The following is a 25,038-nucleotide window of genomic DNA, read 5'->3' as shown; positions in this document are numbered from 1 at the left end:
TCGACTCAAAAACCAATTGCAAAATGGACTGCACCATAAAAAAAGCGCCCCGAAAGGCGCTTTTAATGACTTTAGCTTATGCAAATTAGCATGGACATTTCTTCATGCCACCACCTGCAGATGGATAACGTGCATCCACACAATAGCGGTAAAATGTTTTCGGATCCATCGCTTCCAAATCTGGATGATGTTTTTTCATGTGTTCCAAATAATTTTGATAATCCGGAACACCCACCATTAAGCGAAAACTTTGCTGCAAACGCTGCCACAAAGTCGCAATGCGTGACCAGTTTTTTGGATTCAGGATCAAATCCTTTTGCGACATGATGGTCATTTTAATGATTTTATAAATCACAGTTTTTCCACTTTTTGCAAATTTCAGATTCATCACTATCTCCTACTTAGTGCTGATTCGATGCAACAATGTCTTCAGGGTCGCGGTAAACCGCTTCCGCTTCATGCACAGTCGGTACTGGGCTAGCTAAAGCTCTGCGCACCACACCAATCGCAGCAATCACCATCACCACAGCAACAATCATAAAGAAGCCACACAATACGGCATTAATTTGATTAGAGAATGCAACGGTCTGCATTTCAGCCATATTTTTTGCCGGTGCCAAAAGTTCATTCTTCGCAATAGCGGCATTAAAACGGTCAGCCTGCGCCAAGAAACCAATTTTTGGGTTGGAGTGGAAGATTTTTTGCCAGCCTGCTGTCATACAGGTAATGAAGAGAAAAATCGTTGGGATAATCGTGATCCACACATATTTCTCTTTCTTCATTTTGAATAGGATGACTGTACCCAAAATCAGCGCCATCGCTGCCAGCATTTGGTTACCAATACCAAACAGTGGCCATAAGCTGTTAATACCACCTAACGGATCAACCACACCTTGGTAAACAAAGAAGCCCCAACCTGCAACCGCAACCGCTGTACCGAGCAAATTACCAAAGAAGTTATGTGATTTTTTCACCGCTGGAATCACAATACCGACAGTATCCTGCACCATGAAACGGCAAGCGCGTGTACCCGCATCAACTGCGGTTAAAATGAAGAGTGCTTCGAATAGAATGGCAAAGTGATACCAGAACGCCATCATTGAACGGTTGTTAAAAATTTCCGTAATGATATGCGCCATACCAATCGCAAATGTCGGTGCACCACCGGTACGTGACAGAATTGAGTTTTCACCCACTTCTTTTGCCAATAAGCTCAGTGTTTCTGGCGTCACCACAAAGCCTAGATTGCGTACCGCTTCAGAGGCTGATTCCACTGTCGTACCCAGTACGGCTGCTGGCGCATTAATTGCAAAATACACACCCGGCTCAAGCACCGTTGCACAGACCATCGCCATAATCGCAACAAAAGATTCCATCAGCATACCGCCGTAGCCAATCACGCGGATATCCATCTCATTATTGACCAGTTTTGGCGTTGTCCCAGAAGACACTAGCGCGTGGAAACCTGAAATTGCACCGCAGGCAATGGTAATGAATAAGAATGGGAACATGGAGCCTGCAAATACAGGGCCTGTGCCATCAACGAAATGCGTCACGGACGGCATTTTCAGCATTGGCATTGCCACCATAATACCGACGGCCAAACCTGCGATTACACCAATTTTCAAGAAAGTGGATAGATAATCACGCGGCGCAAGCAATAGCCAAACAGGCAAGACTGAAGCAATAAAGCCGTAACCAATCAACCACCAAGTCAACTCAGTGCCCGAAAGGGTAAAGAATGGCCCCCAATAAGGATGCTGTGCCACATCGCCGCCATAAATAATGCCGGCCATCATCAATACAAAACCAATGATCGACACTTCTGCAATTTTACCTGGACGCAGGTAACGCATGTAGATGCCCATAAAAATGGCAATCGGCACAGTTGCAGCAATACTAAATACGCCCCAAGGACTATTGGTCAAGGCTTTGACTACCACCAATGCCAACACGGCAAGGATGATGATCATTACGCCCAAAGCACCGAGCATGACAATCACGCCAGCAAAGGAACCAAGTTCCTGTTTGGCCATTTCACCTAGTGAACGGCCGTCACGGCGGGTCGAAATAAACAAGACTAAAAAATCCTGTACTGCGCCTGCCAGTACAACGCCAATTAACAGCCAGAGCGTTCCCGGTAAATAACCCATTTGCGCTGCTAGAATCGGCCCGACCAAAGGTCCTGCGCCGGCAATGGCGGCAAAGTGATGTCCAAACAACACACTTTTATTGGTCGGCACATAGTCTAAACCGTCATTAAGCCGATGCGCTGGCGTTAAACGCCGCGGATTCAGTTCAAAAACTTTTGTGGCGATAAATAAACTGTAAAAACGGTATGCAATACTGTATACACAGATTGCTGCCAAGATAAGCCACACAGCATTAACATGCTCACCGCGGCTGACTGCGAGTATCCCAAAGGAAACTGCACCTACAATTGCGACAAGAATCCAAATCAGCTTTGACACTGTTCCGGGCTTCTTTTGAATAGATTCCATCTCAATCCCTCATAATCTGTTTGCATAAAATCAGCTTTAACGTTTTTCTTGTTCGAGGTACTGCTGTTTTTTCCCTTGCGACTCTACTCCTCATGTTTTACTTTTCATCTAATACTTTGGCATAAAAAAAGGGATGATTTTGATCATCCCTTTCGATAATAGTCTATTTTAAAACCATTATGCACGTTCTAAATAATCACCCGTACGAGTGTCTACACGAACGCTTTCTTCTTGCTGTACGAATAATGGAACACGTACAACTGCGCCAGTTTCAAGCTTAGCAGGTTTACCACCACCGCCTGAAGTATCGCCGCGTACACCTGGATCAGTTTCAACGATTTTCAAAACCACGAAGTTCGGTGCATTTACTGTTAAAGGAACGCCGTTCCACAATAAAATTGTGCAAAGTTCGTTAGAGTCATCTTTCAGCCATTTCGCAGCGTCACCCATTGCAATTTTGTCAGCTGCAATTTGTTCGAAAGATTCTGGATCCATGAAGTTCCACATTTCACCATCGTTATACAAGTAGTTCATTTCTACTTCTTGGATGTCAGCAGCTTCTAGTGAATCACCAGATTTGAAAGTTTTTTCTAAAACTTTACCAGTTTTAAGGTTACGTAATTTTACGCGGTTAAAAGCTTGGCCTTTACCTGGTTTTACGTATTCGTTTTCCATGATTGAACATGGGTTACCGTCAAGCATGACCTTAAGGCCCGACTTGAAATCATTCGTAGAATAATAGGCCATGACTGGCTCACTCCAAACTTACTAACTTTAATCTATAGGTGCTATGGGCTGTAACACGTCATTTAGCAAGAACTGACCTGAACATTGGCTGCCACATGCACATTAATGTGATATTACGTATTCTAAATGACCAATGCACGTTGTCGCAACGAAAAATTCCCCAAGAAAGGGACTAAGCTGCTTAACTTACATGCAGACATGACAGAACTTTGTTTATACAACGCTTGCGAACAGGTAAAATTAGCGCTTATGAAAAGTTGAATTGAATATTTCACTGCAACCCTCCTTTTATAAAATGTCGAAAAACTTAAGTCATTTTATAAATAAAGTGCAGATGACATTCGACTTTACTCTCCAATCACTACCCTGCATTTTTAAACATCCGGCATGATAAACTATTTATTTCAAGAGCAAAACTGGCAAACTCAGCTGAGTGATCTAATCACTGATCCTCAAGAATTACTCGAAACACTAGAGCTTTCACAAGAGCAACTTCTATCGGGTGCTTTATTGGCTGTGAATCAATTTCGCTTGCGTGTACCGCGTGCATTTGTTGGAAAAATGCAAAAAGGGAATCCCTTAGACCCACTATTATTACAAGTTTTACCACATCATTTAGAACTTGAAGAACATGCAGGCTTTATCACCGATCCGCTCGGTGAAGAGCAAGCCAACCAACAACCCGGTGTACTGCATAAATATAAATCACGGTTTTTACTGACCCTAACTGGCGCTTGTGCAATTCATTGTCGCTATTGTTTCCGTCGCCATTTTCCTTATCAAGAAAACTTACCTAAAAATGATGATTGGGAAAATATTAAGCACTATATTGAAGAACAACCCGACATTAATGAGGTGATTTTAAGCGGTGGTGACCCACTGACCCTATCAAATCGCAAATTAAAAGTCTGGATCGATCGTTTATCGACTCTTCCTCAAATTAAATTTCTGAGAATTCATTCACGGGTTCCGATCGTAATCCCCAACCGTGTCGATGAAGAGCTGGTTTCTATTTTAAAAAACAGTAGGCTACGGATTATTCTGGTGGTACACTCGAATCATGCATCTGAGCTCGATGACTTCACGTGTAGCCAGCTTCAACAGCTTGTAAAATGTGGAATTACCGTACTTAACCAAGCCGTATTATTGAAAGGGGTCAATGATTCTGCTGATGTATTGGTCGAATTAAGTTATCGTTTATTCGACGCAGGCATAATGCCTTATTATCTACATGTTCTAGACAAGGTTAAAGGTGCGCATCATTTTGATACGCCGACCGAGAACATAGATTTAATTTATAAAAAAGTTTTAGAGAACCTACCTGGCTATTTGGTTCCTAAACTTGTACGGGAAATTGCGGGCGAAAAAAACAAGACACCGCTTTTTGGGGCTTCAACTTTTTGAGTTAAATAATAACGATGACCACGCAGACTTCAGATACGTTCTACAATCCGACTGAATTAAAGCTGGATAAACTCAGCTTTTGTCCTACCAATGCCAAAGGATTACAAGAGTGGTTAAATGGCATTTCAATTTTACAGCTCGGAACATCCTCCAAAGCTTTATTTAATGCATTACTTGAAATTTCTGAACTGAAATGCCAAGAAATGTTGCGCTTTGATTTGATTCAAATTCTGCATCCAACCTTAGAAAGTGTACTAACCAGCTTAGAAAAGCACTTTACCAATCAGAGTTTGATTACAACCGATCGCAATGATCAAATTATTGAATTGGCGATGTTGCTGCGCAGCCATTTTGCCAAGATTTATATTGATATTGCCAAACGTTGCAATCAACAACTAAATCAGCAAAAATTTTCGATCTTTTCATTTGGGCATAAAAAAAGCCTAAAAACCGCCCGTATTGCATCTATTTACTATGCCCTACAACAACTAAGCTTACTGCTGTATCAACAACAGATGTTATATACCACGCCAATTTCAGGTCAATGGAGTGCAGCGCATCAATTAATTGAATGCGCGATTGAAAATAATTTTTATCAAAGTAATGTCAATCAACTTCTGGGTACACAGCATCAAATTGCCAATATTGCGCAAGCCTATTCACAGCTCATTTTGCTGGATATTTTCAATAATAATCAAATCCGTCCAGCAGAAATTCAAGGGCTATATTTATGTAGTTTTGACTGGGCTAAATTGGTGCAGGTTTTACCGAAAGAAACCACGCTTGCGCGTTATATTGTCGATACATCAAAAGACCACCCGCCGGTCTATAACTCGAAACAAAATCATGCCTATCAACCTAGCGTCTATATTTCGACACAAAGCTTGCTGGATCATTTAACTGAAACCCAAACTAAAAACGGCAATTATTTATCGAAAAATGAAAAGCTATTTTTAACCCCTGCGCTGTATTTCCATATCCATAATATTTTGACCAACAATACCGAACGCCGTCATGAACGCTATGAATATTCAGCACAAATTAATCTTTGCTTTAGCTTAATGGTGGCTCACTTCTATCTGTCTAAAGGGAAAAGTTTCACAGAAACGTTGGATTTAGAAAACAATTACCAATTCCACAATGAAACTTCATTTGCTAACTCGACAGAATCCAATATTCCAACCGGCATGTCTAATGCGAAAGTTTTGGACCGTGAAGCCAAACAAATTCACAGTGCTGAAGTTTTAGATATTAGCGTCAATGGTTATCGCATTAAATGGTCAGGGCCGACACCAAGCAACTTAAAAACTGGTGAATTTATCCTGATTCAAGAAAATGCCCAAAGCCAATGGCGTGGCGGCGTGATTCGCTGGATTAAACAATCAACAGAGAAGAGCTTAGAACTCGGGCTTGAAGTATTAGCGCAAGATTTATATCCGTGTTCGGTGCATATTCGAACGGATCGAAATACAACGAACCATCAGCCTGCGTTAATGGTTCAGACCTCTCAGCTCGATCAAGTTTCGACCACCTTAATCTTACCGGGGTCAAATCTGTTCCGTGAAAAACAGACTATTCACCTACGTTTAGGTAAAAAAGATTTAAAAGTTTACCTCACCAAAGCACAACTGGTAACACAAAGTTTTATCCGTTTTGAATATGAATTATTGAATGAAGAGCAAGAAAATGTCGTTAAAGACTTTATTGCAAAACAGAGCAATGAAATCAAAAATAATGACTTATGGGAAGCATTGAAGTGAGAAATCCATTACTATCCAAAAAGCTAAAACGTACAGAAACCCGATTACTTATTATTGATGATAATCAAATACGTTTTAACCAGATACGTGATCTATTGACAGACAGCGAGCATCAAGTACAAGCAACTTTACTGGATGATCTACAAAATTTTGAAAAACAGCTGAACCTCAATTGGGACTTAATCATTTTCGGTCGTGCTTATGATTTAAAATATGAACAAGCCTTAAGTTTGGTTCAACTATCAAGCCAACCCAATTTACCGATTATTTTGCTTAAACCTGAAGACTATCAAGCTGAGCAATATGCAGGCTTCATCAAAAAAGGCATTTATGACATTGTCGATTTAGCTGAGCCTGAAAGTTTCTATATCGGTCTTATTCGTGCTTTATCGTTCAGTCGTTTACAACAATCGCAACAGCATTTAATGGAAGAGCTTGAAACTGCACAAATTCAAACTCAATCCTTAGTTGACGACAGTCGTAAAGCGGTTGCCATGATTCAAGAAGGGATTCACATTCAGGCCAATGCTGAATATCTGACTTTATTTGGCCTTAAAAATGAAGATGATATCATTGGTCTGCCTTTACTCGATTTATTACAACCCAATGATTTAAATGAGTTTAAACAGCGTTTTAAGAAAATCAGTCAAGGCCAACTCGATTTAGGTCGTTTCGATCTTTCATCTCAAAATATTGCTGTTTCTGGACAAAATCCACTTAAGCTTGAGTTCATTGCTGCTGCAGAAGATGACGCCTTGCAGTTGGCAATCGAAATGCACAATCCAAGCGCTATATCTGCGAGCCCAGCTGTTGAACATACCGCGCAAAAGCCCAAAGTTTTTCAGCAGATTAATCGCACCATTACCAAACAACCATCGAATATCAATACATTGGTGATATTCACACTTTCTTCGTGCCCAGATGCCGTATTGCAGACGGATTGGACTACCTTTAAAAACTATTTCAGTAACATTAAAGCCTTTTTAAAAGATCAAACCCATGCGCCATTATTTAATTTAGATAATGGTGCAATTGTTGCATTATTCCAAGCAGATAATCAGGCAAAACTTGAGTCTAAATTGATTGGCCTTAATACCTTAAGCAAGCCTCAATTAATCAATGTTAATAATGAAACTTATCCTTTAAATTTACGTTTGGGTTATGCCGTCATCAATAATGAAATTCGTGATGATATACAGCTCGAAAACTATATTTCTCAAGCTTTTAGCACTGCCCTCCCAATCAATCAACAAGCACCGGAAATTGACTTAAATATTCCACTTGAATTGGATATTCCAAGCGTAGAGTTTAGTACGCCTGAAGTACAAATTACCCCAGTTGCAATCAGTGATGAACCTCCTGTTATTAAAGCACTTAGAAACTGCTTAGAACGTGGTGAGATTCATTTGAAATATCAACAACTTTACGATAAAGAAGACTCTCATCTCTATACCTATGAAGTCACGAGCGGTTTTATTTTCGAAAATAAATGGAAAGATATTGCCCAGCTTCGTGAGTTAGCAGAAGATTCTGAACTGTCGATTAAATTAGATCGCTGGATTTTGGTGGAATCATGCAAACAATTGCATAACTTTATTACTCAATTCCCAGAGGCAAGATTAATTGTCAATCTGAACAAAGAAGTTCTGTATAACGATCGTACTTTCCCTGAGTTTATTTCTAAGCTCATCACGATTATTCGCAGTAAACTGCAAAATCCGTTGATTCTGCAATTTGCCGAAGAAGATATTCAGCTCAATATTGCTGCGGCACAAAAAGCCTTTATTGAATTACGTAAGAATGGTGCGGATTTAGCTTTACGTCATTTTGGTCATTCGATGTATAGCGAATCGTTACTCCGTCAAATGGATGTAAATTGCTTAACGCTGGATAGCAAATTAACAAAAATGTTGGAAAATGAAAAATCTTGCCAAGAGTTGCAGGAAAAAATCAGCAGTTTCCAAGAGGTCAAAACGGTTGAAATCTTGCTACGCGAATTAAACGATATGACCCTGTTCGCCAATGCTTGGAATGTCAATGTTCGCTTTATTCAAGGTGATTACTTCCAGAAAAAACTCGATCATCTCATTGATGTTCAGGACCAATAAGGTTCTGAACACATCAACCAAGCCTATCTGAATATTCGATTTTGATAGGCACAAAAAAACGGGCTTAAAGCCCGTTTTTCCGTTTTGGATATTAACGTTTGATAGAACGTGACATACCAGCAAAACGTTGTTTGAATTTGTCGATACGACCGCCAGTGTCAACGTTTTTCTGTTTACCAGTGTAGAATGGGTGGCAAGCAGAACATACGTCTAGGTAAATCGTTTCTTTACCAAGAGCTGAACGAGTTTCGATTACGTTACCACATGAACAAGTAGCAACTAAAGTATCATATTTTGGGTGAATATCGGCGCGCATCGTCGATTACTCCTAAGATTCAAGAAGGTTTAGCTGTCATCGCAATTGATCACTCTTGTATTTCTACAAGGAAAGCTTTTAAAGCAGATCAACACCACAACAGACCATTCTTTTGGCCCACCGAGACGGATACCGTCAGAGCTAAGCACAACAAGTTGGGGCAAATTATAGCTGAATTTTTAGTGTTAATAAATAGATCTTTCAGGCTTAATTACCTTCTTATTAACTTGTGCCCAATCTAAATAGCATTTGTACTGCATTTTTTCATGGCATAAATTTTTGACGTAAATTTTAGAGAAGTTCAGATCACTTAATGAACATTGATCAATAAAAAACTTGAGATGTCCCGAGTTTTTTACATAGCCTTTTTACATGCGGATCATTCTTGACCGCGACTTTGCTTTGACCACAAATTCGCAAGTACACCACAGACCATCAACTGTATTTGATGAAAGATCATAATTGGTAGGACAATCATCCCCAAAGGCTGACCAATAAATAAGATTTGCGCCATTGGAACACCACTGGCTAAAGTTTTTTTCGAGCCACAAAAGAAAATTGTTTTTTGATCAGCTCGGCTAAAGCCCAGCCATCTTGGAACATAAAGTGCCAAAAGCATAATAATGGTCAAAAATACAGAGCATACAACGATCAGTAAAAATAAAGTCATGCCACTGACTTGATGCCATAATCCTGCCACAACTGCGCTACTAAACGCACCATAGACCACCATCAAAATCGAACCTTGGTCAAAGACTTTCACAATCTCAGGCATTTTCTTCATATATGGAAATATCCAAGGGCGCAAGATTTGCCCCAGCACAAATGGAACCAAGAGCAACAAGGTAATTTGGATAATTGATGCCGTCGGATCATAGTCATGTGTGGATTGCCCGAGAATAAAGTACGCAACTAAAACTGGAGTAATGAACATCCCGATTAAATTTGAAAATGATGCACTACATACCGCCCCAGCCACATTTCCTTGCGCCACCGAAGTAAATGCAATCGATGATTGCACTGTAGAAGGCAAGAAACACATAAACAAAAAGCCCCAATACAACTCTTGCCCTAACATTGGCATAAGAATCGGTTTGGCCATAAGGCCTAAAATTGGAAACAGGGCAAAAGTAAAGGCAAATACTAAAGCATGTAATTTCCAATGCATAATGCCTTCGACAATCGCTTCACGAGATAATTTGGCACCATGCAAGAAAAAAAGTATGGCAATGGCTGCTGTGGTAATAATGCCAAAAATCTCAGCAGCATAACCACTTACAGGAAAGAAGGTCGCTAGTATAACCATCACAAAAAGTAAAATTGTAAAGCGATCCAATGCCAATAGTTTTAACATCATTACGTCCTGTATTGAGATGGCAGAATAGTCCATGCAGACATTTAAAATGCCCAGCAAATGAATTTACCATTGAGTAAATTTTCATCTTACTGAGCATTTTAAATAAAGCGAGCTTTTTCAACCTTATATTCATTATTTCGTAAGTTTATAAACGAAAAAAATAATTTGTAGGATTTTGAATCAGGCGCTTAATTATTACGAGCATTCAAGTCTTGTTGAATTAATTCAATTTTGTAGCCATCGGGATCCTCAACAAATGCAATAACCGTTACACCGCCCTTCATTGGACCTGCTTCACGTACTACATTTCCACCACGTGCTTTGATTTCTTCACAGGCTTTGTAGGCATCCTCCACGCCAATGGCGATATGACCATAGGCATTGCCCAATTCATATTTTTCGGTATCCCAGTTATGGGTTAATTCAAGTACGGTGTGATTTTCTTCATCACCATAGCCGACAAATGCCAAAGTAAAACGGCCTTCTTCATAGTCACGTTTACGAAGCAAAGTCATACCGAGTACTTCAGTATAGAACGCCAAAGAACGCTCCAAATTGCCTACACGTAACATGGTATGCAGCATGCGCATGATTATATTTCCTAAGTCGATAATTCTGATTGAATACTATAGGGATTTAGGTTCAAAAGTTCAATTTTCACTTTTCACTTTTCACACAAGGCTCTCTTTTATGATATAGACTGGATTATGGATCAATCATTTGATTATGCTTAGGCTATTTTCTGTATTGAAAAAAAGCCCACTTCATTAAAGCGGGCTTTTATGTGAAGCAATCCAATTAACCTGATTTCTGCTCATGCTCTTTTAAGAGTTTTCCAACCCAAACCACTAAAATTAAAATTGGAATACCAATTAAAGTGGTCATTAAGAAGAAGTTTGGATAGCCGATATTGGTCACGATCGTTCCCGAATAACCGCCTAAAATCTTCGGTGTTAAGGTCATTAATGAACTGAAAATCGCATATTGAACTGCGGTAAATGACACACTAGTTAGGCTCGATAAGAATGCAATAAATGCAGCACCGGCTAAACCTGAAGCCAAATTATCCACAATAATGGCAAAATATAACCACATTGAACTGTAGGATTTAATCACCTTACCTTTGAGCTCAATTTGACCATGATCCGCTGCGGCCAGATTGATCGGCTGAATATCAATATCAAGGACGCTTGCCATATTCGCTGAGGTATCTACCTCATACTGACGCTCTTGACTTGATTGAACCTGTGTCCCCTTTAACAGTTGTGCGGTAACTTTTTTAGATACAGAAGCTGCTAATTCCTTACCCGGAATGACTGCACTAAAAATCCCTTCTTTATCCAGTTTGGCATCAAATGCCTTGCCATCTAGGAGTACTTGTAACTTTTGCGCTTCATTTAACTGCTGGGCAAATTGACCACGTACCACGATGCTGTTTTGGCTTTCATTGGCATGAATTACATTATCTGCAGTTACTGGCAATAACAGCAATTGATTCGCTGCTGCACCATTTAGATATGGCATATTGACATGCACAGGCGCTGACTCAGCGTTTAAATAACCTGCACTGGCCTGAATGGATTGTCCTGATTTTAGACTTTTTACTGGAACTTGAACTTTCCAAGCCCCTGTTTCATCAGGATGCACCATATACTTTTGCCCACCTGCAATGACTTCTACCTCACCCAACGCTTGCCCTGATTTTACCAAGCCAATAAAAATCAGGTTAGTTGAGCTGGCCAAAATCGCACCGACAAACATCAATTTCATGATGTTCATACGCTGTGCAAGCAAACCACCGAGGAAACCACCAACAAGACTAAAAATCACTCCGTACACTTTAACAGCTTCGGCAATCTGTTCTTTACTGAAATTCAGATCCTGATAGAACACATTGGAAATGACACCTGCAATAATGTCTGAAATACGATAGAAACCAATGAGCAGTAGTAAGACCAATGCTAGCTTCATTCCATAGCGTTTAAAGAAGTCCGCAATGGGATTGACCCAAGTTTCAAAGGCCATTTGCTTATTTACAGCACCCGCTTTCACTAACAGAGAACCGACAGCTAAAGCGACTGCGCCTGACCCAATAAATCGTACCGCTTCCAAACAGAACAATAGGAATGAATCGGTGATTGCCCATGCTGATTTTAATGCCTCTACAACTACACCTGAATAAATGTAGCCCAATACAAAGGTGATCACTGCACAGAAAAATACCGCGACCAAGCGATAATAATCGGTCCGTTTATAGTCTTTATGGATGCGGTCAACTTGAGGCTCTCGTATACACAGCGTCGTGATGATACCCACCAACATCACCGCAGCCATGGCTAAATAGGTGTATTTCCACGCCTCGTAAATGTAGTTGCCTTTAGCCGTTCCTAAATATGCAGCAAGAAACAAAGCCCCTGCACCTGCAACAATCATCCCGATGCGATAGCCTGCGTTATAGGTCGACGCCAAAACCGTTTGCATTTCAGTTTCAGCCAGCTCAATACGGTAAGCATCAATCACAATATCTTGCGTCGCCGCAGAGAAACCAAGCAATACTGCGCCTGCCGCCATTTGATAAATATAGCTTTGACCTAAAGCCGGATCTGAAAATGCCATAATCGAAATGGCGCAGATAATTAACACCTGAGCAATCAACAACCAAGCTCGACGCCGTCCAAGCTGTTTCGTTAAAAATGGAACAGGCAGTTCATCAATCAAGGGTGCCCAAACAAATTTAAAAGAATATCCTAATGCGGCCCAACTAAAAAAAGTGACTGCACTTTTATCAATCCCGGCTTCACCTAACCACAGCGATAAGCTGGAAAAGATTAAAAGAATTGGAATACCGGCTGAAAAACCAAGGAACAGCATAATCAGCGCACGTCGGTCTAAAAATGCGGTAAAAGCAGATTTCCATCCTGAAGCTTGTGTTGTCATGACTCAGTTATTTTTGTCAAAAATCGAATCCTGCTATTCAATCGCTTAATCGTATTCGTTTCAACAACATTTATGAAATCATTGTTTTATTTTATCGATTATTCACTCGTGCTTGCTTGATCTTTGGCACTAAACCTGTATACCTTTAATCCATACCTCTTATCTTTTGTTTTGGATTCAACAGTGACCCAGAGACTTGAACAAATTCACTCTTCTTTATCAACTTCAGCAACCCTAAATGATACCAATACGAACAATCCACAAGATACAGTAACATCACTCAAGAGCGCTTTTGATCAACCTGATATTCAAAACACCTTAACCAAAACTCAGCTGCAACCCGTGCAGTTGACCCATACGCCTGACTTAAAAAAAATTCCAACCTCAACCAAACGTATTAAGCCGCTTAACGATTTCTTAGGACAAGATCGTGCGCGAGCATCGGTGGAAGCGGGCATCGCATTACCCTACTCTGGCTATAACATCTTTGCGGTAGGGACTGCCGGTTTAGGTAAGCGCACTATGATTAAGCGCTTATTGCAACAACACGCGAAAAATATACCTACCCCAGATGACTGGGTGTATGTAAATAATTTTAAATTTCCGCGTGAACCTTTGGCGCTTCAATTTCCTGCGGGACAAGCCACCAAGTTCCAAACGTTGCTGCATCAAAGCTGGCAAACGATCTTAAAACAACTGGAACGGCGCTTTACAGCTGAAACTTATCACAACCGTATTGAAATGATTCGCCAACATGCAGGCGATGAACAACATCAAGCCCTAATCGACCTGACGCGTGAAGGTGAAGAATTTGATTTAAAACTGATTTCTCAAGATGATGAGCACTGCTTTGTCCCTGTGCATTTGGTTGATAATAAATATCAAGAAATGTCGAAGGAAGACATCAATGCGCTAAGCAGTAAACAACGTGCCGAAATTGCCTCCAATATGCGTTATATGGACAAAAAACTGGAGCGTTTGGGACTGCATTTAGGTGATCTTGAAGATGATGCACGCGATCAAGTTCAGATTTTAAATCGTGAAATTGCCAAACAAGTGGTCATGCCACGTATTGATCTGATTTTTAATAAATTCAGTTCAGTCGATGGTTTAGAAGATTATCTCAAACACTATGCAGAGGATCTGATCAATAATGTTGAATTTGTCCTTGAGCAAGAAGAGGACGATTTCACTCCGGGTCAATTCAACCGTGTGCCTTCACGCTATCAAGCCAATATCATTGCAAGCCACAAACCGAATACTGGTGCACCGGTTATTTTTGAAGATTTCCCAACCCATTACAACTTATTGGGTCATGTGGAACAACTCACTCAAAATGGTACGATTACTACAGATTTCACCTTAATCCGTCCCGGTTCATTGCATAAAGCCAATGGTGGTTTCTTAATTTTAGAAGCCGAACAATTACTTGAACAACCTTATGCATGGCAAGGGCTAAAACGTGCACTGAAATCGGGTCATTTAAAGCTTTCCTCACTTGAGCATATGCTGACACTGACTGGCAGCATTTCGATCGAACCTGCTGCAATTGACTTAAATATCAAAGTCATCTTATTGGCTGAGCCTGATATTTACTATGACATTTTAGAGCTTGAGCCTGAACTGGGTAGTGTATTTAAAATCCGCGCTGACTTTACAGACACATTACAACGTAATGACATTAATGAGCAGGCTTATATGCAGCTCATTGCTGATTATGTCCAAACAGATAAACTTTTACCCTTTGACCGTTCAGCTTTAGCGGCTTTACTTACTGATTCAAGTCGTCAAGCTGAAGACCAAAGTTCATTGTCATTACATGCCCTCACCTTAGGTGATCTGATTCGTGAAGCGCATCATCATGCCGCATTGGCGAGTGACAAAATGGTGACTGAAAATCACATCAACACCGCTCTCGATCACCGCAAATACCGCTTAGGCTATTTACGTGAGTTGTATTGGCAAGATTTGACGCGTGGCACACAGCTGATTGAAACCAAAGGCCATCGCTTGGGACAAATTAATGCCCTCTCAGTGATTCAATATGCAGATGTTGAATTTGGTTTGCCTTCACGCTTAACCGCTTCGGTATATCAAGGCGGCGGTGATATTCTCGATATCGAACGCAGTGTTGAACTTGGCGGCTCACTACATGCCAAAGGTGTGTTATTAATGTCGAGTTTCCTAAAAGCACATTTTGGTCGCGAACAGATTTTGCATTTCTCTGCGGCCCTTGCCTTTGAACAAAGCTATGGTCAAGTCGATGGAGACAGTGCAACAGTGGCTGAACTTTCAGCTTTAATCTCTGCCATCAGCCAATTACCGATTGATCAGTCTTGGGCCATTACCGGTTCCATGAACCAGCTGGGTCAGGTTCAACCGATTGGTGGTGTCAATGCCAAGATTGAAGGCTTCTATGATGCCTGCAAACTTCAAGGGTTGACGGGCAAGCAAGGTGTGATTATCCCGCGTCAAAATATGCAACACCTTATGCTGCGTAAAGATTTGATTGAAGCGGTACAACAAGGTCAGTTCCATATCCATGCCATTGATACCATCGATCAAGCGTTGGAAATTTTGATGGCTCGCCCAGTCGGCACACTCGATAAAAAAGGTCGTTATAGCAAAGATTCAATTTATGCAGCAGTGATGGCACAACTTGAATACTGGCAAGCGATTGAAGATGGTGCTGGGTTCGAGGAAGAAGAGCCGAAGAAAAAGAAAAAAAAGAAGAAGAAAGAAAAAAAAGACAAGAAGGCAAAAAAAACGGAAGTAAAAGTTGAGGCGACTCCTGATACCGAAAATTTACTTGAAAGCACTGAAGTATCTGATCAGGCTGAAACTAAATAAGTTTAGCCCCACTTGATTCAATTGACGATTTATTCACCACTCGATTTCGATAATTCGCTGTTGGGTGGTGAATAAAGCTCCTAGATTAGTTCATTTACAAAACTCTAGTCATGAAAAAAGCGCCGATCTGGCGCTTTTTTTACAGCTTAATCTGAAATAAATTAAGCTTCTGGAGCTGGGCTGTATTGCTCAACTAAAGGTTGTAATTCACCTTTTTGGAACATATCAAGCATGATGTCACTACCACCGATTAACTCACCGTTAATCCATAATTGTGGGAATGTTGGCCAGTTCGCAATTTTAGGGAGTGTCGCGCGAATATCTTGATTTTCAAGAATATTTACATAAGCGAATGGACGGCCAATTTGACTGAGTGCTTCTACCGCACGAGCAGAGAAACCACACTGTGGAAACTGTGGAGTACCTTTCATGTAAAGTAGAACTGCATGTTTAGCAATTTGGTCACGAATTAACGCTTCTGTATCGCGTGCTTGATCAGTCATTGATATATCCTCAATAAATCTGCTTCGCATTATACCCAAAACTGAGTAAAACAATATGACTAAAGCAATATTTCACGTTTTATTTACATTTCGGCTTTTCATTCGGAGCATATTTTGATTATATAGACCAGTTGATGCTCATATGAAAATGGCGTCACCTCTATATTATTTCAATCACCTGACAGATAGAGTTAGTCATGAATAACATTACCCTTGCCCCAGTACAAACTGATCACCCATCGCATTTGATGCCAGTATTTGGCCGCCAACCGATCAGCTTTGTCCGAGGTCAAGGTGCTTACCTATATACAGCAGATGGCACTGAATACTTAGATGCACTTACAGGAATTGCAGTATGTGGTTTAGGTCATTCGCATCCTGCTGTTACCACCGCGATTGCTGAACAAGCTGCGACTCTCATTCATACCAGTAACTTATTTGAAGTGCCTTGGCAAACTGCGGCGGCGCAAAAGCTAGCTGAAGTGGCTGGCATGGAAGAAGTATTCTTCTCAAACAGTGGCGCTGAATCAAACGAAGGTGCAATTAAAATTGCGCGTAAATTTGGTCATATGCAAGGTGTCGCAACACCAAAAATTATTGTTGCAGAACATTCTTTCCACGGTCGTACCATGGCAACCTTATCTGCAACTGGTAATAAAAAAGTGCAAGAAGGCTTTGGCCCATTGGTTGAAGGCTTTGTGCGTGTACCTTTTGGTGATGTTGAAGCGATTGAAGAAGCTGCCATTAACCATCCAGATATCGTAGCGATCTTGGTTGAGCCGATTCAGGGTGAAGGTGGTGTAAATACTGCCCCTCAAGGTTTTAGCTACCTCGAAGATATCCGTCGTATTTGTAACCAAAATAACTGGTTAATGATGTTAGATGAAGTTCAAACAGGTAACGGCCGTACAGGTAAATATTTTGCTTACCAGCACACCGACATCGTGCCAGATGTATTGACCACTGCAAAAGGTCTTGGAAATGGCTTCCCGATTGGTGCGGTGATGACTCAAGGTCGTGGCGTTGGTGTTTTAACTGCCGGTAATCATGGTTCAACATACAGCGGTACAGCTTTGGGTTCACGTGTAGTTTATACTGTGATTGATACCATCCAAAAAGAAAAGCTTGTTGAAAATGCTGCAAACATGGGTGCTTATTTAGTTGAGCAATTTACAGCTCAATTGGCTGAGCAAAATGTAACAGTGCGTGGTTTTGGCTTAATGGTCGGTATTGAATTACCAAAAGCATGTGGTGAATTGGTTGCGATTGCACGTGATGAATATCACTTGATTATCAATGTCACCGCGGGCTCGGTGATTCGCTTATTGCCAACTTTAAATATTACCAAAGAACAAGCAGATCAACTTATTGAGCGTATTGTTAAAATGGTAAAAAGCTTTTTAGCTTAAAATTTATCGTATTAAAAAAGCCGCATGAAGCGGCTTTTTTTATTCTTATGCAATAATTTAAAATATAATTATGATGCTTCTTGATAAACTCGCCCGCCAGGCAACTGACTAAAATACTGTTTTAAGGCATCTAAACAGCGGTGAATTTTGGTCGGCTGTTGCTCACGTTTAGACATCACTGCACATAAAGTATAGGACGGCAAACGCCATTCAGGCAGCACTTCAACTAATGAGCCATTTAATAGGTCTTTCTGAATATCGAGGTATAAGACTCTAGCGATCCCATGACCTTGTAAACACATTGATTTTGCAGCAAATACATTATTGGTGGTGAAACGTGAAGTTAACTCCATATCCACCTGCTCTTGCGTACCGGCATGTTCAAATGCAAACTGTTGGTAATTTTTAATCAAATTAATTTGCAGTAAGTCATGATTGAGTAAATCTTCAGGGCGGCTAATTAACGTTGCTTGATTAATATAACTCGGTGCAGCCACAAGTACCTGTTCAACACGTGCTAATGGAACAACGTGAAATTGTTGTTCATCAAATTTTGAACTCATTCTTAAAGCAATATCAATACGACCATCAATCAAATCGATATATTGATTATCTGCTTCTAAATGTATGGCCAAACCGCGATGTGCTGACATCCAATGTGATAAGGCAGGAATGACGTGATTTGCGCACAACTCAGGTGTTGAAGCGATACGCAACTCACCAACAAGATCGTCGCGCAATTCGTTAATTCGGATTTTGCCACGTTCGGCCGCTGAGAGCATTTCTTGGCAGCTGTGAAAAAAAGCCTGTCCAGCTTCAGTCAAACTCAACTTTCGTGTAGAACGATGTAAGAGTACGACTTCCATATCTTGCTCAAGAGAGCGTATTTGCTGGCTCACGGCACTTGTCGTAATTCCTAACTCACGAGCAGCGCCGCTAAATGAATTTTTTTCTACAACGCAAGCAAAGACACCCATTGCTCGGAGTTGATCTAACATAAATTTCCCTCATAAACTTATGAGAAGCTTCATCATTTGATAAAAGCAACTCATTGTATTATACGGGGATATTAAGCTTTTGCATTATAAATTTAATTATTTGGTAAAACAGCCGTCGGATTAATTGGTTTACCGTCTAAACGTACCTGAAACTCAAGCATTGTACGATTTGTACCCGACGAACCCATTTCGCCAATTTGCTGGCCGGCTTTTACAGCATCACCACTTTTGACATTCATTTTGCTGTTGTGTGCATAAGCGGTAATGTAGCCATTAATATGTTTGATTAAAATCAAGTTACCATATTCTTTGAGTCCATCAGCCGCATATACCACTTGCCCATCAGCAGCGGCAAAAATTGCATCACCCACATTGCCCGAATAACGCGTTCCTTTGATATTCGAGGCTAAGTTATAGCCTTGTAAAACCGTAGGACGAGATACAGGACTCACCCACCGTAAACTTGACGCCGTCACCACAGGTGTAGGTACTGTCGTACGCGTCACTGTTGTTGAAGGTGTCTTAGAGGCTTGAGTGACTGGTGCAGTTTGCGTTGGCAAAGCAATAGTTTGGCGTTGAATTGGCGCAGCTTGTGTCATCGCCTGAGTCGATGTGGTACGACGTGAACCGCCATTTTTCAGGCGAATCGACTGCCCAACATAAATACGATAAGGCTGTGCAATATCGTTCATTTCTGCAATGCTGACATAGCTCAATCCATAGCGAGCAGCGATGCCACTTAATGTGTCACCCGAACGGACTGTATAATAATCTGGAGCAGTCGCATAACGAGTCGCATTATTAATTTGTGGTTTTGACGCACAGCCTGTGATTACCACAGTGCTAATCACAGCAGCAGATAAAACAAGGGTCTTAAACAGTGCTGCAGGAGCGGCAATAACGCGATTTTGTGACACCGGGGACATCATCTTCCTCACTAATAATTCAAACTATAGTCATTATGAATGGGCTAAGATTAGCAAAAAACCGCTACAAAAGAGTTGCGGCATCGCCATTTTCACAAAGTTATAACATTAATACTTACGATTTAGATAACTCTGTATGTAAGTTATTCAAAATCTCGTAGTTTGTCGCATCCATTTGTATAGGCGTTACGCTCACATAACCATGCGCCACAGCAAAAAAGTCTGACTCAATATGCGTTAAACCTTTTTTCGGTTCTGCAACTGCCTCTCCAGCCAAACCAATCCAATACACTTGGCGTCCACGCGGATCTACATGACTGGTAATTGGTTTAGATTGTAAACGACGACCTTGATACGTCACTTTGGTGCCCTGAAGTTCAGGAACATCAGGAATATTCACATTCAAAATATGTCGTGGCGGCAAGGTTGGAAAACCCCGAGCAATAAAATCATGTACCCAGTTTGCCGCAATGGCATAATCTTGCGGGTTGTTATAGCTTCGTACATTTGGGCCAGCTAAAGAAACTGCAATTGCAGGCTGTTTCATTAAACGACCTTCAAAAGCTGCCCCTACTGTGCCTGAATATAAAACATCATCTCCTAAATTTGCACCGCTGTTAATACCACTCACAACGAGATCAAATTCAAAGTCGAACAAGCCATTCATGGACAAATAAACACAGTCCGCAGGCGTCCCATTAACCGCCCACATATCTGGTGCAATTTCGACCGGTCGTAATGGTCGATCTAAAGTTAAGGCACTTGAAAATCCACTGCGTTCACTTTCTGGAGCGACAATCACCACACGGCCGAGTGGGCGCAAAGCTTGTGCAAGTGCTTGGATACCGGGAGCAAAGACGCCATCATCGTTGGCTATTAAAATATTCACTGATTAATTCCGTAACTAATATAAATATATAAAATGACTCGCGAGAACATTTTATTGAAATATATGAATAATTATATATATTTGCTTTTCAACATCCAGCATCAATGTGTGTACAAAATGAATAAAATGATAGCATTTCGTGGTTTATTGGGTTTAGCTTTCGCAGTTGTTATTTCTCAGTCTGTAATTGCAAACAATGACTTTACTGTAGAAGAAGCAAATACCATCTTAAAAGAAGATATTGCAGCTGCACAAGTCATGTCTGAAGTTTGCCCAGCAATCATAGGTAAAAATGCTAAATTTGACGGCAACATCACAACGCTTACCAAATCATACCTTGCCGACTACTCTGATCAATCAATAACTTTAGAAAAATTACAGTCAGACAGCGAATATAAATCTGTACTTGAAGAAGCGCGCCAAGCGGCAAAACAAACGGATAAAGCTGAACAACAATCTGTTTGTGAAGATGTCTTAAACTACGAAGGCTAATCCATTTTTATGCGATTTATCATTTAAATGCGTAAAACGCATACAGATTTAGAGTCTTTATAAAAAGGATGAGTATTCACCTCATCCTTTTTTCTTTCACAATTTACTGATTTCCCAACAGCTTCAATACAATTTTCTACTGACCTCTTTCCTAAATGCGATTAAGCTAGACAAATTAAATTTTGCCTTATTAAATGAATTTAGGTTATTTGAATGAAAAACATTTTTGTAAAATCTCTTTGTGCACTAACTTTCTCTGCGGTTACTTTGGGTTCAATATCTGCACATGCAGCAAATGAAAAAATCGAAGTCACGCCGACGCCAGCAGTGACAACCCAAGAATTGGCGGCTATCTATGTACTTTCAGAAGTGTGTCCAAAATTAGTCAGTGATGGTGATCAACCAAAATTCGAGGCTGGCTATGCCAAGTTAGCGAAAGAATATATGCCAAGTGAAAAGAACCCTGTAAATGCATTACAGCAATTGAGCAAACAAAAAAGTTTCAAAGAAGCTTTAAAGGAAGCACAGTCTGATGCCAAGAAAGCTGGCGACAAGAAAAACGGTGCAATTTGCCAAGAATTAACCGCATACAGTAAATAATACCAATTGGTTACAATACTTTTAAAATAAGCACTTGCACCCCATAGCAGTCGGCCTAGCTTTGTCCTAAAATGCTAGGCTCTTTGTGCTCATACCTAAGTTATTGGAACCACCCAGAATGACCCGAAAAACCGCCCTTGCTGCATTGCTACTAGCACCTAGCTTTTCTTTTGCGGCAACCGTCTTATCTGCACCTCCAGAATTGAATAATAAATCTTATGTGCTGATGGACTATGAGACAGGGCAAATCCTTGCTTCTAAAAATGAAAATGAAAAATTAGCCCCTGCTTCAATGACAAAAATGATGACCAGTTACATCATTGAACAAAAGTTATTAAGCGGTGAGCTAACTGAAAATGAAAAAGTACGTATGAATGAGTCGGCTTGGTGTCGCGGTAGCAGCACTGAGTCATGTATGTACGTTCCGCTCAACGGTACTGCAACAGCGTTAGAAATGTTACGTGGTATTATCATTCAGTCAGGTAATGATGCTTCTAAAGCCATGGCAGAACACATTGCCGGCAATGAAGGCACATTTGCCCATATGATGAACCAAGAAGCAAAACGTATTGGTATGGTGAATACTCAGTTCATCAATGCCACTGGTATGCCTGCTGAGGGTCACTATTCAACTGCTAAAGATATGGCGACACTTGCTCAGCACATTATCCATGACAGTTCAAAATACTACCCAATCTATTCCGAGAAAGAGTTTACTTTCAATGGAATTAGACAAGGTAACCGTAATGCTCTGCTTTATACTGATCCAAGCGTAGATGGTTTAAAAACAGGTCATACTGAAGAAGCCGGTTATTGCTTAACCACTTCTGCAAAACGCGGCCCACTTCGCCTGATTTCAGTAATTTTTGGTGCGCCTAGCATGAATGAACGTGCATCACAAACACGTGAAATTTTAGCTTGGGGTTATGCAAACTTTGAAACTGTTAAAGTTCAACCTGCAAAACAAGTGCTTGCCAAAGCCAAAGTTTGGTACGGTAAAGAAAACGAAGTTCAAGTTGGTTTAGCTGAAAACTTTAACGTGACTATGCCTAAAGGCGAAGCAAACGCAATTAAAACCCAATTGGTTGTGCAACCTAAATTGACTGCACCTTTGAAACAAGGTCAAGTAGTTGGTAAATACGTTGCAACTCTAAATGGTAAAGTGATTGCGGAAAAACCGCTGGTTTCACTTCAAAATATTGAAGAAGCGGGTTTCTTTGCAAAAATGATTGATCACATCAAACAATTCTTTAGCAACTTATTCTAAGTTTGATGAAAACTCGATATTAAGACTAAAGTAAAGCATCTAGATTTCGGTCTAGGTGCTTTTTTATTTATACTGCCTAAAAACCTGTAGATGACTTTCCTATGAGCCAAAACATCCGCCCTTATTTAGACGCAGCTCCACACATTGATGACTCTTGTTATATTGATGAAATGTCTGTGGTGATTGGTGAAGTAACTTTGGCGGAAAATGTTTCAGTCTGGCCCTTTGCTGTGATTCGTGGTGATGTAAACCATATTCGTATTGGTAAAAACTCTAATGTACAAGATCACTCAATGTTGCATGTTAGTCATAAAAAAGCCGATAAACCTGAAGGTTCTCCACTGATTATTGGTGAAGATGTGACGATTGGTCATCATGTGAAATTACATGGTTGCACCATTGGTAATCGTGTTTTAGTCGGTATTGGTACGATTATTTTGGATGATGTCATTGTTGAAGATGATGTGATGATAGGTGCAGGCTCCCTTGTTCCACCCAATAAGGTTCTAGAAAGTGGTTATTTATATGTCGGTAGTCCTGTTAAGAAAGTTCGACCTTTAACAGATAAAGAAAAAGCGTTCTTGCCTTATTCAGCACAAAATTATGTGAAGGTGTCGAATAATTATCTTGATCAAAATAAATAATATACACATTCGTTTTTAGTTTTAACAATTGCAGCTTATGTCTCAACGTTTCATTGGCAGACAAATTCAAATACAGAGTAACTCTTTAATGTTGATTAAACCTTATACTTTATTAATTACTAGAATATTTTTTGCAGGCGTAATTTTAACCTCTAACACTGCTTTTGCGAATTCAACGCAGTGTAAAGATGATTATGAAAAAATCATTGCCAAAGAAATTAAAGATATCGGCACAGCCTTGAATAAGGGTAATTATGCATTAATCACCGAAAAAACAGATTCATCTATTATCAATTATGCAGGTGGTAAAGATAAATATAATGCCATATTAGAACTTGCTGCAAACTCCTTTAAACAAAATAAAATATATGTCTCTCAAGTTGAAACATATGCTCCTAAACAAAGTTATATCATTGGCAGAAATGAGTTTTGTGCAGTACCCAAACAAGTCACGATTTCTATGAATGGCCGCAAAATGACAGGTGATCTTTCCTTCATGCTTGCAGTACGTCCAATTGAAAGTAAGGAGTGGAAATACATTGATGGTACGGGTCTGCAAAAGAATCCTGATATGATTTACACGCTATTCCCTGATTTGCCTCGTGAGAGTAAAATTCCCTTCATTGAATAAAAATTAAATATTTAACATTACTACTTTTTTAAGCAAGTAGTTTTGAAAAGCAGTAATGTTAAATCTATAACAATTCGGTCAGTACTGGGCTAAAACTATAATTTCACTAACTAATTAAACAATACACTTTTATTTAACAATTTTTCTTACTATAAACAAAAGAAAATAAAACTGTATCATTCATATCATATGTAATTGACTCTACAGAACAATCCCAACCAAATGTTTCCAATAAAGATTTGCAAATAACATTCTTTACAGAATCTGATTTTGCATATTCTTCTAACAAATATATTTTATCTTTTGGAAATATATAATTATCCATCTGATATATTAATTTAATAGTTACACCATCTCTGTATATATCTTTCCAAACCGTATATACATTATTTTTCTTTGGCAGCGTTTGTTTAACGTCAAGAATTGCATCATCTACAAGCAACAACTTTTCATCAGCACTACTTTTTGCAGTACAACTAACCATTAACATCACAAAAATAAATAAACTTAGTATTTTCATCTAATTCTCAAAATAATTTTCAGTGTGAAGATACGTACAATGGATATATCTTACAAGATTCCTCCAGGCTCTTCTTAGTTCAATATTGAAACGCATCTCAAAGAAATTAAGAAAAAAATCAATCATAGCCACCGCTCCCTAAATTTTGTAGAATAGCGTTTTTACCCCATGGTGCTTTT

22 protein-coding genes are annotated in these 25,038 nt (G+C 40.0%); 10 read left to right on the top strand and 12 right to left on the bottom strand.

All coding sequences use genetic code 11. The annotated features are described in order from the left end of the window. Positions 1 to 85 precede the first annotated feature (85 nt). The 3 genes from ACN6OV_RS06230 to efp form a co-directional block, all read right to left on the bottom strand. Entirely contained in the window at positions 86 to 391 is a 306-nt protein-coding gene (locus tag ACN6OV_RS06230) for a YbdD/YjiX family protein (protein WP_427950837.1), read from the bottom strand. A 10-nt stretch (positions 392 to 401) separates the two neighbouring features. Next, positions 402 to 2,501 (bottom strand): carbon starvation CstA family protein, encoded by a 2,100-nt coding sequence (locus ACN6OV_RS06225; RefSeq protein WP_427950835.1) that lies wholly within the window; start codon positions 2,499 to 2,501, stop codon positions 402 to 404. 177 nt (positions 2,502 to 2,678) lie between these two features. Continuing rightward, complete coding sequence (gene efp, locus ACN6OV_RS06220) at positions 2,679 to 3,248, bottom strand: elongation factor P (protein WP_427950833.1); 570 nt, start codon at positions 3,246 to 3,248, stop codon at positions 2,679 to 2,681. 387 nt (positions 3,249 to 3,635) lie between these two features. On the opposite strand from efp, the gene epmB reads away from it, so the two are divergent. From epmB to ACN6OV_RS06205, 3 genes are read left to right on the top strand one after another with little or no spacing between them, the layout of a single operon-like run. Continuing rightward, positions 3,636 to 4,652: an EF-P beta-lysylation protein EpmB gene (epmB, locus tag ACN6OV_RS06215; RefSeq protein WP_427950830.1), complete on the top strand. Its 1,017-nt coding sequence runs from the start codon at positions 3,636 to 3,638 to the stop codon at positions 4,650 to 4,652. 14 nt (positions 4,653 to 4,666) lie between these two features. Continuing rightward, positions 4,667 to 6,412, top strand: coding sequence for a GTPase (locus ACN6OV_RS06210; protein WP_427950827.1), 1,746 nt, complete (start codon positions 4,667 to 4,669; stop codon positions 6,410 to 6,412). Further along, positions 6,394 to 8,520, top strand: coding sequence for an EAL domain-containing protein (locus ACN6OV_RS06205; RefSeq protein WP_427950824.1), 2,127 nt, complete (start codon positions 6,394 to 6,396; stop codon positions 8,518 to 8,520). The genes ACN6OV_RS06210 and ACN6OV_RS06205 overlap by 19 nt, the downstream gene beginning before the upstream one ends. A gap of 91 nt (positions 8,521 to 8,611) precedes the next feature. On the opposite strand, the gene rpmE is transcribed toward ACN6OV_RS06205, so the two are convergent. From rpmE to ACN6OV_RS06185, 4 genes are all read right to left on the bottom strand, one after another. Next, entirely contained in the window at positions 8,612 to 8,836 is a 225-nt protein-coding gene (rpmE, locus tag ACN6OV_RS06200) for a 50S ribosomal protein L31 (protein WP_427950821.1), read from the bottom strand. 379 nt (positions 8,837 to 9,215) lie between these two features. After that, on the bottom strand, positions 9,216 to 10,190 hold the full coding sequence (locus ACN6OV_RS06195; RefSeq protein WP_427950888.1) for a bile acid:sodium symporter family protein: 975 nt from the start codon (positions 10,188 to 10,190) through the stop codon (positions 9,216 to 9,218). 191 nt (positions 10,191 to 10,381) lie between these two features. Beyond that, a complete protein-coding gene (gloA, locus tag ACN6OV_RS06190) occupies positions 10,382 to 10,783 on the bottom strand; it encodes a lactoylglutathione lyase (RefSeq protein WP_427950818.1) in 402 nt (133 codons plus the stop codon). 208 nt (positions 10,784 to 10,991) lie between these two features. Beyond that, positions 10,992 to 13,130: an AmpG family muropeptide MFS transporter gene (locus ACN6OV_RS06185; RefSeq protein WP_427950816.1), complete on the bottom strand. Its 2,139-nt coding sequence runs from the start codon at positions 13,128 to 13,130 to the stop codon at positions 10,992 to 10,994. A gap of 183 nt (positions 13,131 to 13,313) precedes the next feature. Between ACN6OV_RS06185 and ACN6OV_RS06180 the strand changes: the two genes are divergently transcribed. Next, entirely contained in the window at positions 13,314 to 15,980 is a 2,667-nt protein-coding gene (locus ACN6OV_RS06180; RefSeq protein ID WP_427950814.1) for a Lon protease family protein, read from the top strand. A 161-nt stretch (positions 15,981 to 16,141) separates the two neighbouring features. Here ACN6OV_RS06180 and grxD read toward each other — a convergent pair whose 3' ends face one another. Further along, positions 16,142 to 16,483 (bottom strand): Grx4 family monothiol glutaredoxin, encoded by a 342-nt coding sequence (gene grxD / locus ACN6OV_RS06175; protein ID WP_427950811.1) that lies wholly within the window; start codon positions 16,481 to 16,483, stop codon positions 16,142 to 16,144. 197 nt (positions 16,484 to 16,680) lie between these two features. Here grxD and ACN6OV_RS06170 point away from each other — a divergent pair, with 197 nt between their 5' ends. Continuing rightward, positions 16,681 to 17,892, top strand: a complete 1,212-nt coding sequence (locus ACN6OV_RS06170) for an aspartate aminotransferase family protein (RefSeq protein WP_427950808.1) — start codon at positions 16,681 to 16,683, stop codon at positions 17,890 to 17,892. 68 nt (positions 17,893 to 17,960) lie between these two features. Here the strand turns inward: ACN6OV_RS06170 and ACN6OV_RS06165 are convergent, their stop codons facing one another. From ACN6OV_RS06165 to surE, 3 genes are all read right to left on the bottom strand, one after another. Next, positions 17,961 to 18,890 carry a LysR family transcriptional regulator gene (locus ACN6OV_RS06165; protein WP_427950805.1) on the bottom strand — a complete coding sequence of 310 codons (930 nt, stop codon included), beginning with the start codon at positions 18,888 to 18,890 and terminating at the stop codon, positions 17,961 to 17,963. Between the two features lie 92 nt (positions 18,891 to 18,982). After that, positions 18,983 to 19,816: a peptidoglycan DD-metalloendopeptidase family protein gene (locus tag ACN6OV_RS06160; protein WP_427950885.1), complete on the bottom strand. Its 834-nt coding sequence runs from the start codon at positions 19,814 to 19,816 to the stop codon at positions 18,983 to 18,985. Between the two features lie 115 nt (positions 19,817 to 19,931). Next, positions 19,932 to 20,705 carry a 5'/3'-nucleotidase SurE gene (gene surE / locus ACN6OV_RS06155; RefSeq protein ID WP_427950802.1) on the bottom strand — a complete coding sequence of 258 codons (774 nt, stop codon included), beginning with the start codon at positions 20,703 to 20,705 and terminating at the stop codon, positions 19,932 to 19,934. Positions 20,706 to 20,822: 117 nt separating this feature from the next. Between surE and ACN6OV_RS06150 the strand changes: the two genes are divergently transcribed. The 5 genes from ACN6OV_RS06150 to ACN6OV_RS06130 all read left to right on the top strand — a co-directional run bounded on the left by ACN6OV_RS06150 (position 20,823) and on the right by ACN6OV_RS06130 (position 24,339). Continuing rightward, entirely contained in the window at positions 20,823 to 21,197 is a 375-nt protein-coding gene (locus ACN6OV_RS06150) for an MCR_0457 family protein (protein ID WP_427950799.1), read from the top strand. Between the two features lie 213 nt (positions 21,198 to 21,410). Then, positions 21,411 to 21,797: an MCR_0457 family protein gene (locus tag ACN6OV_RS06145; protein WP_427950796.1), complete on the top strand. Its 387-nt coding sequence runs from the start codon at positions 21,411 to 21,413 to the stop codon at positions 21,795 to 21,797. 118 nt (positions 21,798 to 21,915) lie between these two features. Further along, a complete protein-coding gene (gene dacC / locus ACN6OV_RS06140) occupies positions 21,916 to 23,064 on the top strand; it encodes a D-alanyl-D-alanine carboxypeptidase PBP5/6 (RefSeq protein WP_427950794.1) in 1,149 nt (382 codons plus the stop codon). A 101-nt stretch (positions 23,065 to 23,165) separates the two neighbouring features. Further along, positions 23,166 to 23,708, top strand: coding sequence for a gamma carbonic anhydrase family protein (locus ACN6OV_RS06135; protein ID WP_427950791.1), 543 nt, complete (start codon positions 23,166 to 23,168; stop codon positions 23,706 to 23,708). Between the two features lie 37 nt (positions 23,709 to 23,745). After that, positions 23,746 to 24,339, top strand: coding sequence for a hypothetical protein (locus tag ACN6OV_RS06130; RefSeq protein WP_427950788.1), 594 nt, complete (start codon positions 23,746 to 23,748; stop codon positions 24,337 to 24,339). A 133-nt stretch (positions 24,340 to 24,472) separates the two neighbouring features. On the opposite strand, the gene ACN6OV_RS06125 is transcribed toward ACN6OV_RS06130, so the two are convergent. Beyond that, on the bottom strand, positions 24,473 to 24,859 hold the full coding sequence (locus ACN6OV_RS06125; RefSeq protein ID WP_427950785.1) for a hypothetical protein: 387 nt from the start codon (positions 24,857 to 24,859) through the stop codon (positions 24,473 to 24,475). Between the last annotated feature and the right edge of the window lie 179 nt (positions 24,860 to 25,038).

Source organism: Acinetobacter sp., from assembly GCF_050285345.1.
In the GTDB taxonomy this organism is placed as follows: domain Bacteria; phylum Pseudomonadota; class Gammaproteobacteria; order Pseudomonadales; family Moraxellaceae; genus Acinetobacter.
This window is presented reverse-complemented; position numbering and strand designations above follow the sequence as displayed.

Coding starts and splice junctions, on each gene's coding strand:
- gloA (WP_427950818.1), bottom strand. CDS start 10,783: ATGCGCATGCTGCATACCATGTTACGTGTAGGCAATTTGGAGCGTTCT.
- ACN6OV_RS06195 (WP_427950888.1), bottom strand. CDS start 10,190: ATGTTAAAACTATTGGCATTGGATCGCTTTACAATTTTACTTTTTGTG.
- ACN6OV_RS06160 (WP_427950885.1), bottom strand. CDS start 19,816: ATGTCCCCGGTGTCACAAAATCGCGTTATTGCCGCTCCTGCAGCACTG.
- dacC (WP_427950794.1), top strand. CDS start 21,916: ATGACCCGAAAAACCGCCCTTGCTGCATTGCTACTAGCACCTAGCTTT.
- ACN6OV_RS06225 (WP_427950835.1), bottom strand. CDS start 2,501: ATGGAATCTATTCAAAAGAAGCCCGGAACAGTGTCAAAGCTGATTTGG.
- ACN6OV_RS06185 (WP_427950816.1), bottom strand. CDS start 13,130: ATGACAACACAAGCTTCAGGATGGAAATCTGCTTTTACCGCATTTTTA.
- ACN6OV_RS06130 (WP_427950788.1), top strand. CDS start 23,746: ATGTCTCAACGTTTCATTGGCAGACAAATTCAAATACAGAGTAACTCT.
- ACN6OV_RS06150 (WP_427950799.1), top strand. CDS start 20,823: ATGAATAAAATGATAGCATTTCGTGGTTTATTGGGTTTAGCTTTCGCA.
- efp (WP_427950833.1), bottom strand. CDS start 3,248: ATGGCCTATTATTCTACGAATGATTTCAAGTCGGGCCTTAAGGTCATG.
- grxD (WP_427950811.1), bottom strand. CDS start 16,483: ATGACTGATCAAGCACGCGATACAGAAGCGTTAATTCGTGACCAAATT.
- ACN6OV_RS06170 (WP_427950808.1), top strand. CDS start 16,681: ATGAATAACATTACCCTTGCCCCAGTACAAACTGATCACCCATCGCAT.
- ACN6OV_RS06210 (WP_427950827.1), top strand. CDS start 4,667: ATGACCACGCAGACTTCAGATACGTTCTACAATCCGACTGAATTAAAG.
- ACN6OV_RS06125 (WP_427950785.1), bottom strand. CDS start 24,859: ATGAAAATACTAAGTTTATTTATTTTTGTGATGTTAATGGTTAGTTGT.
- ACN6OV_RS06145 (WP_427950796.1), top strand. CDS start 21,411: ATGAAAAACATTTTTGTAAAATCTCTTTGTGCACTAACTTTCTCTGCG.
- ACN6OV_RS06165 (WP_427950805.1), bottom strand. CDS start 18,890: ATGTTAGATCAACTCCGAGCAATGGGTGTCTTTGCTTGCGTTGTAGAA.
- ACN6OV_RS06205 (WP_427950824.1), top strand. CDS start 6,394: ATGGGAAGCATTGAAGTGAGAAATCCATTACTATCCAAAAAGCTAAAA.
- ACN6OV_RS06135 (WP_427950791.1), top strand. CDS start 23,166: ATGAGCCAAAACATCCGCCCTTATTTAGACGCAGCTCCACACATTGAT.
- epmB (WP_427950830.1), top strand. CDS start 3,636: ATGATAAACTATTTATTTCAAGAGCAAAACTGGCAAACTCAGCTGAGT.
- rpmE (WP_427950821.1), bottom strand. CDS start 8,836: ATGCGCGCCGATATTCACCCAAAATATGATACTTTAGTTGCTACTTGT.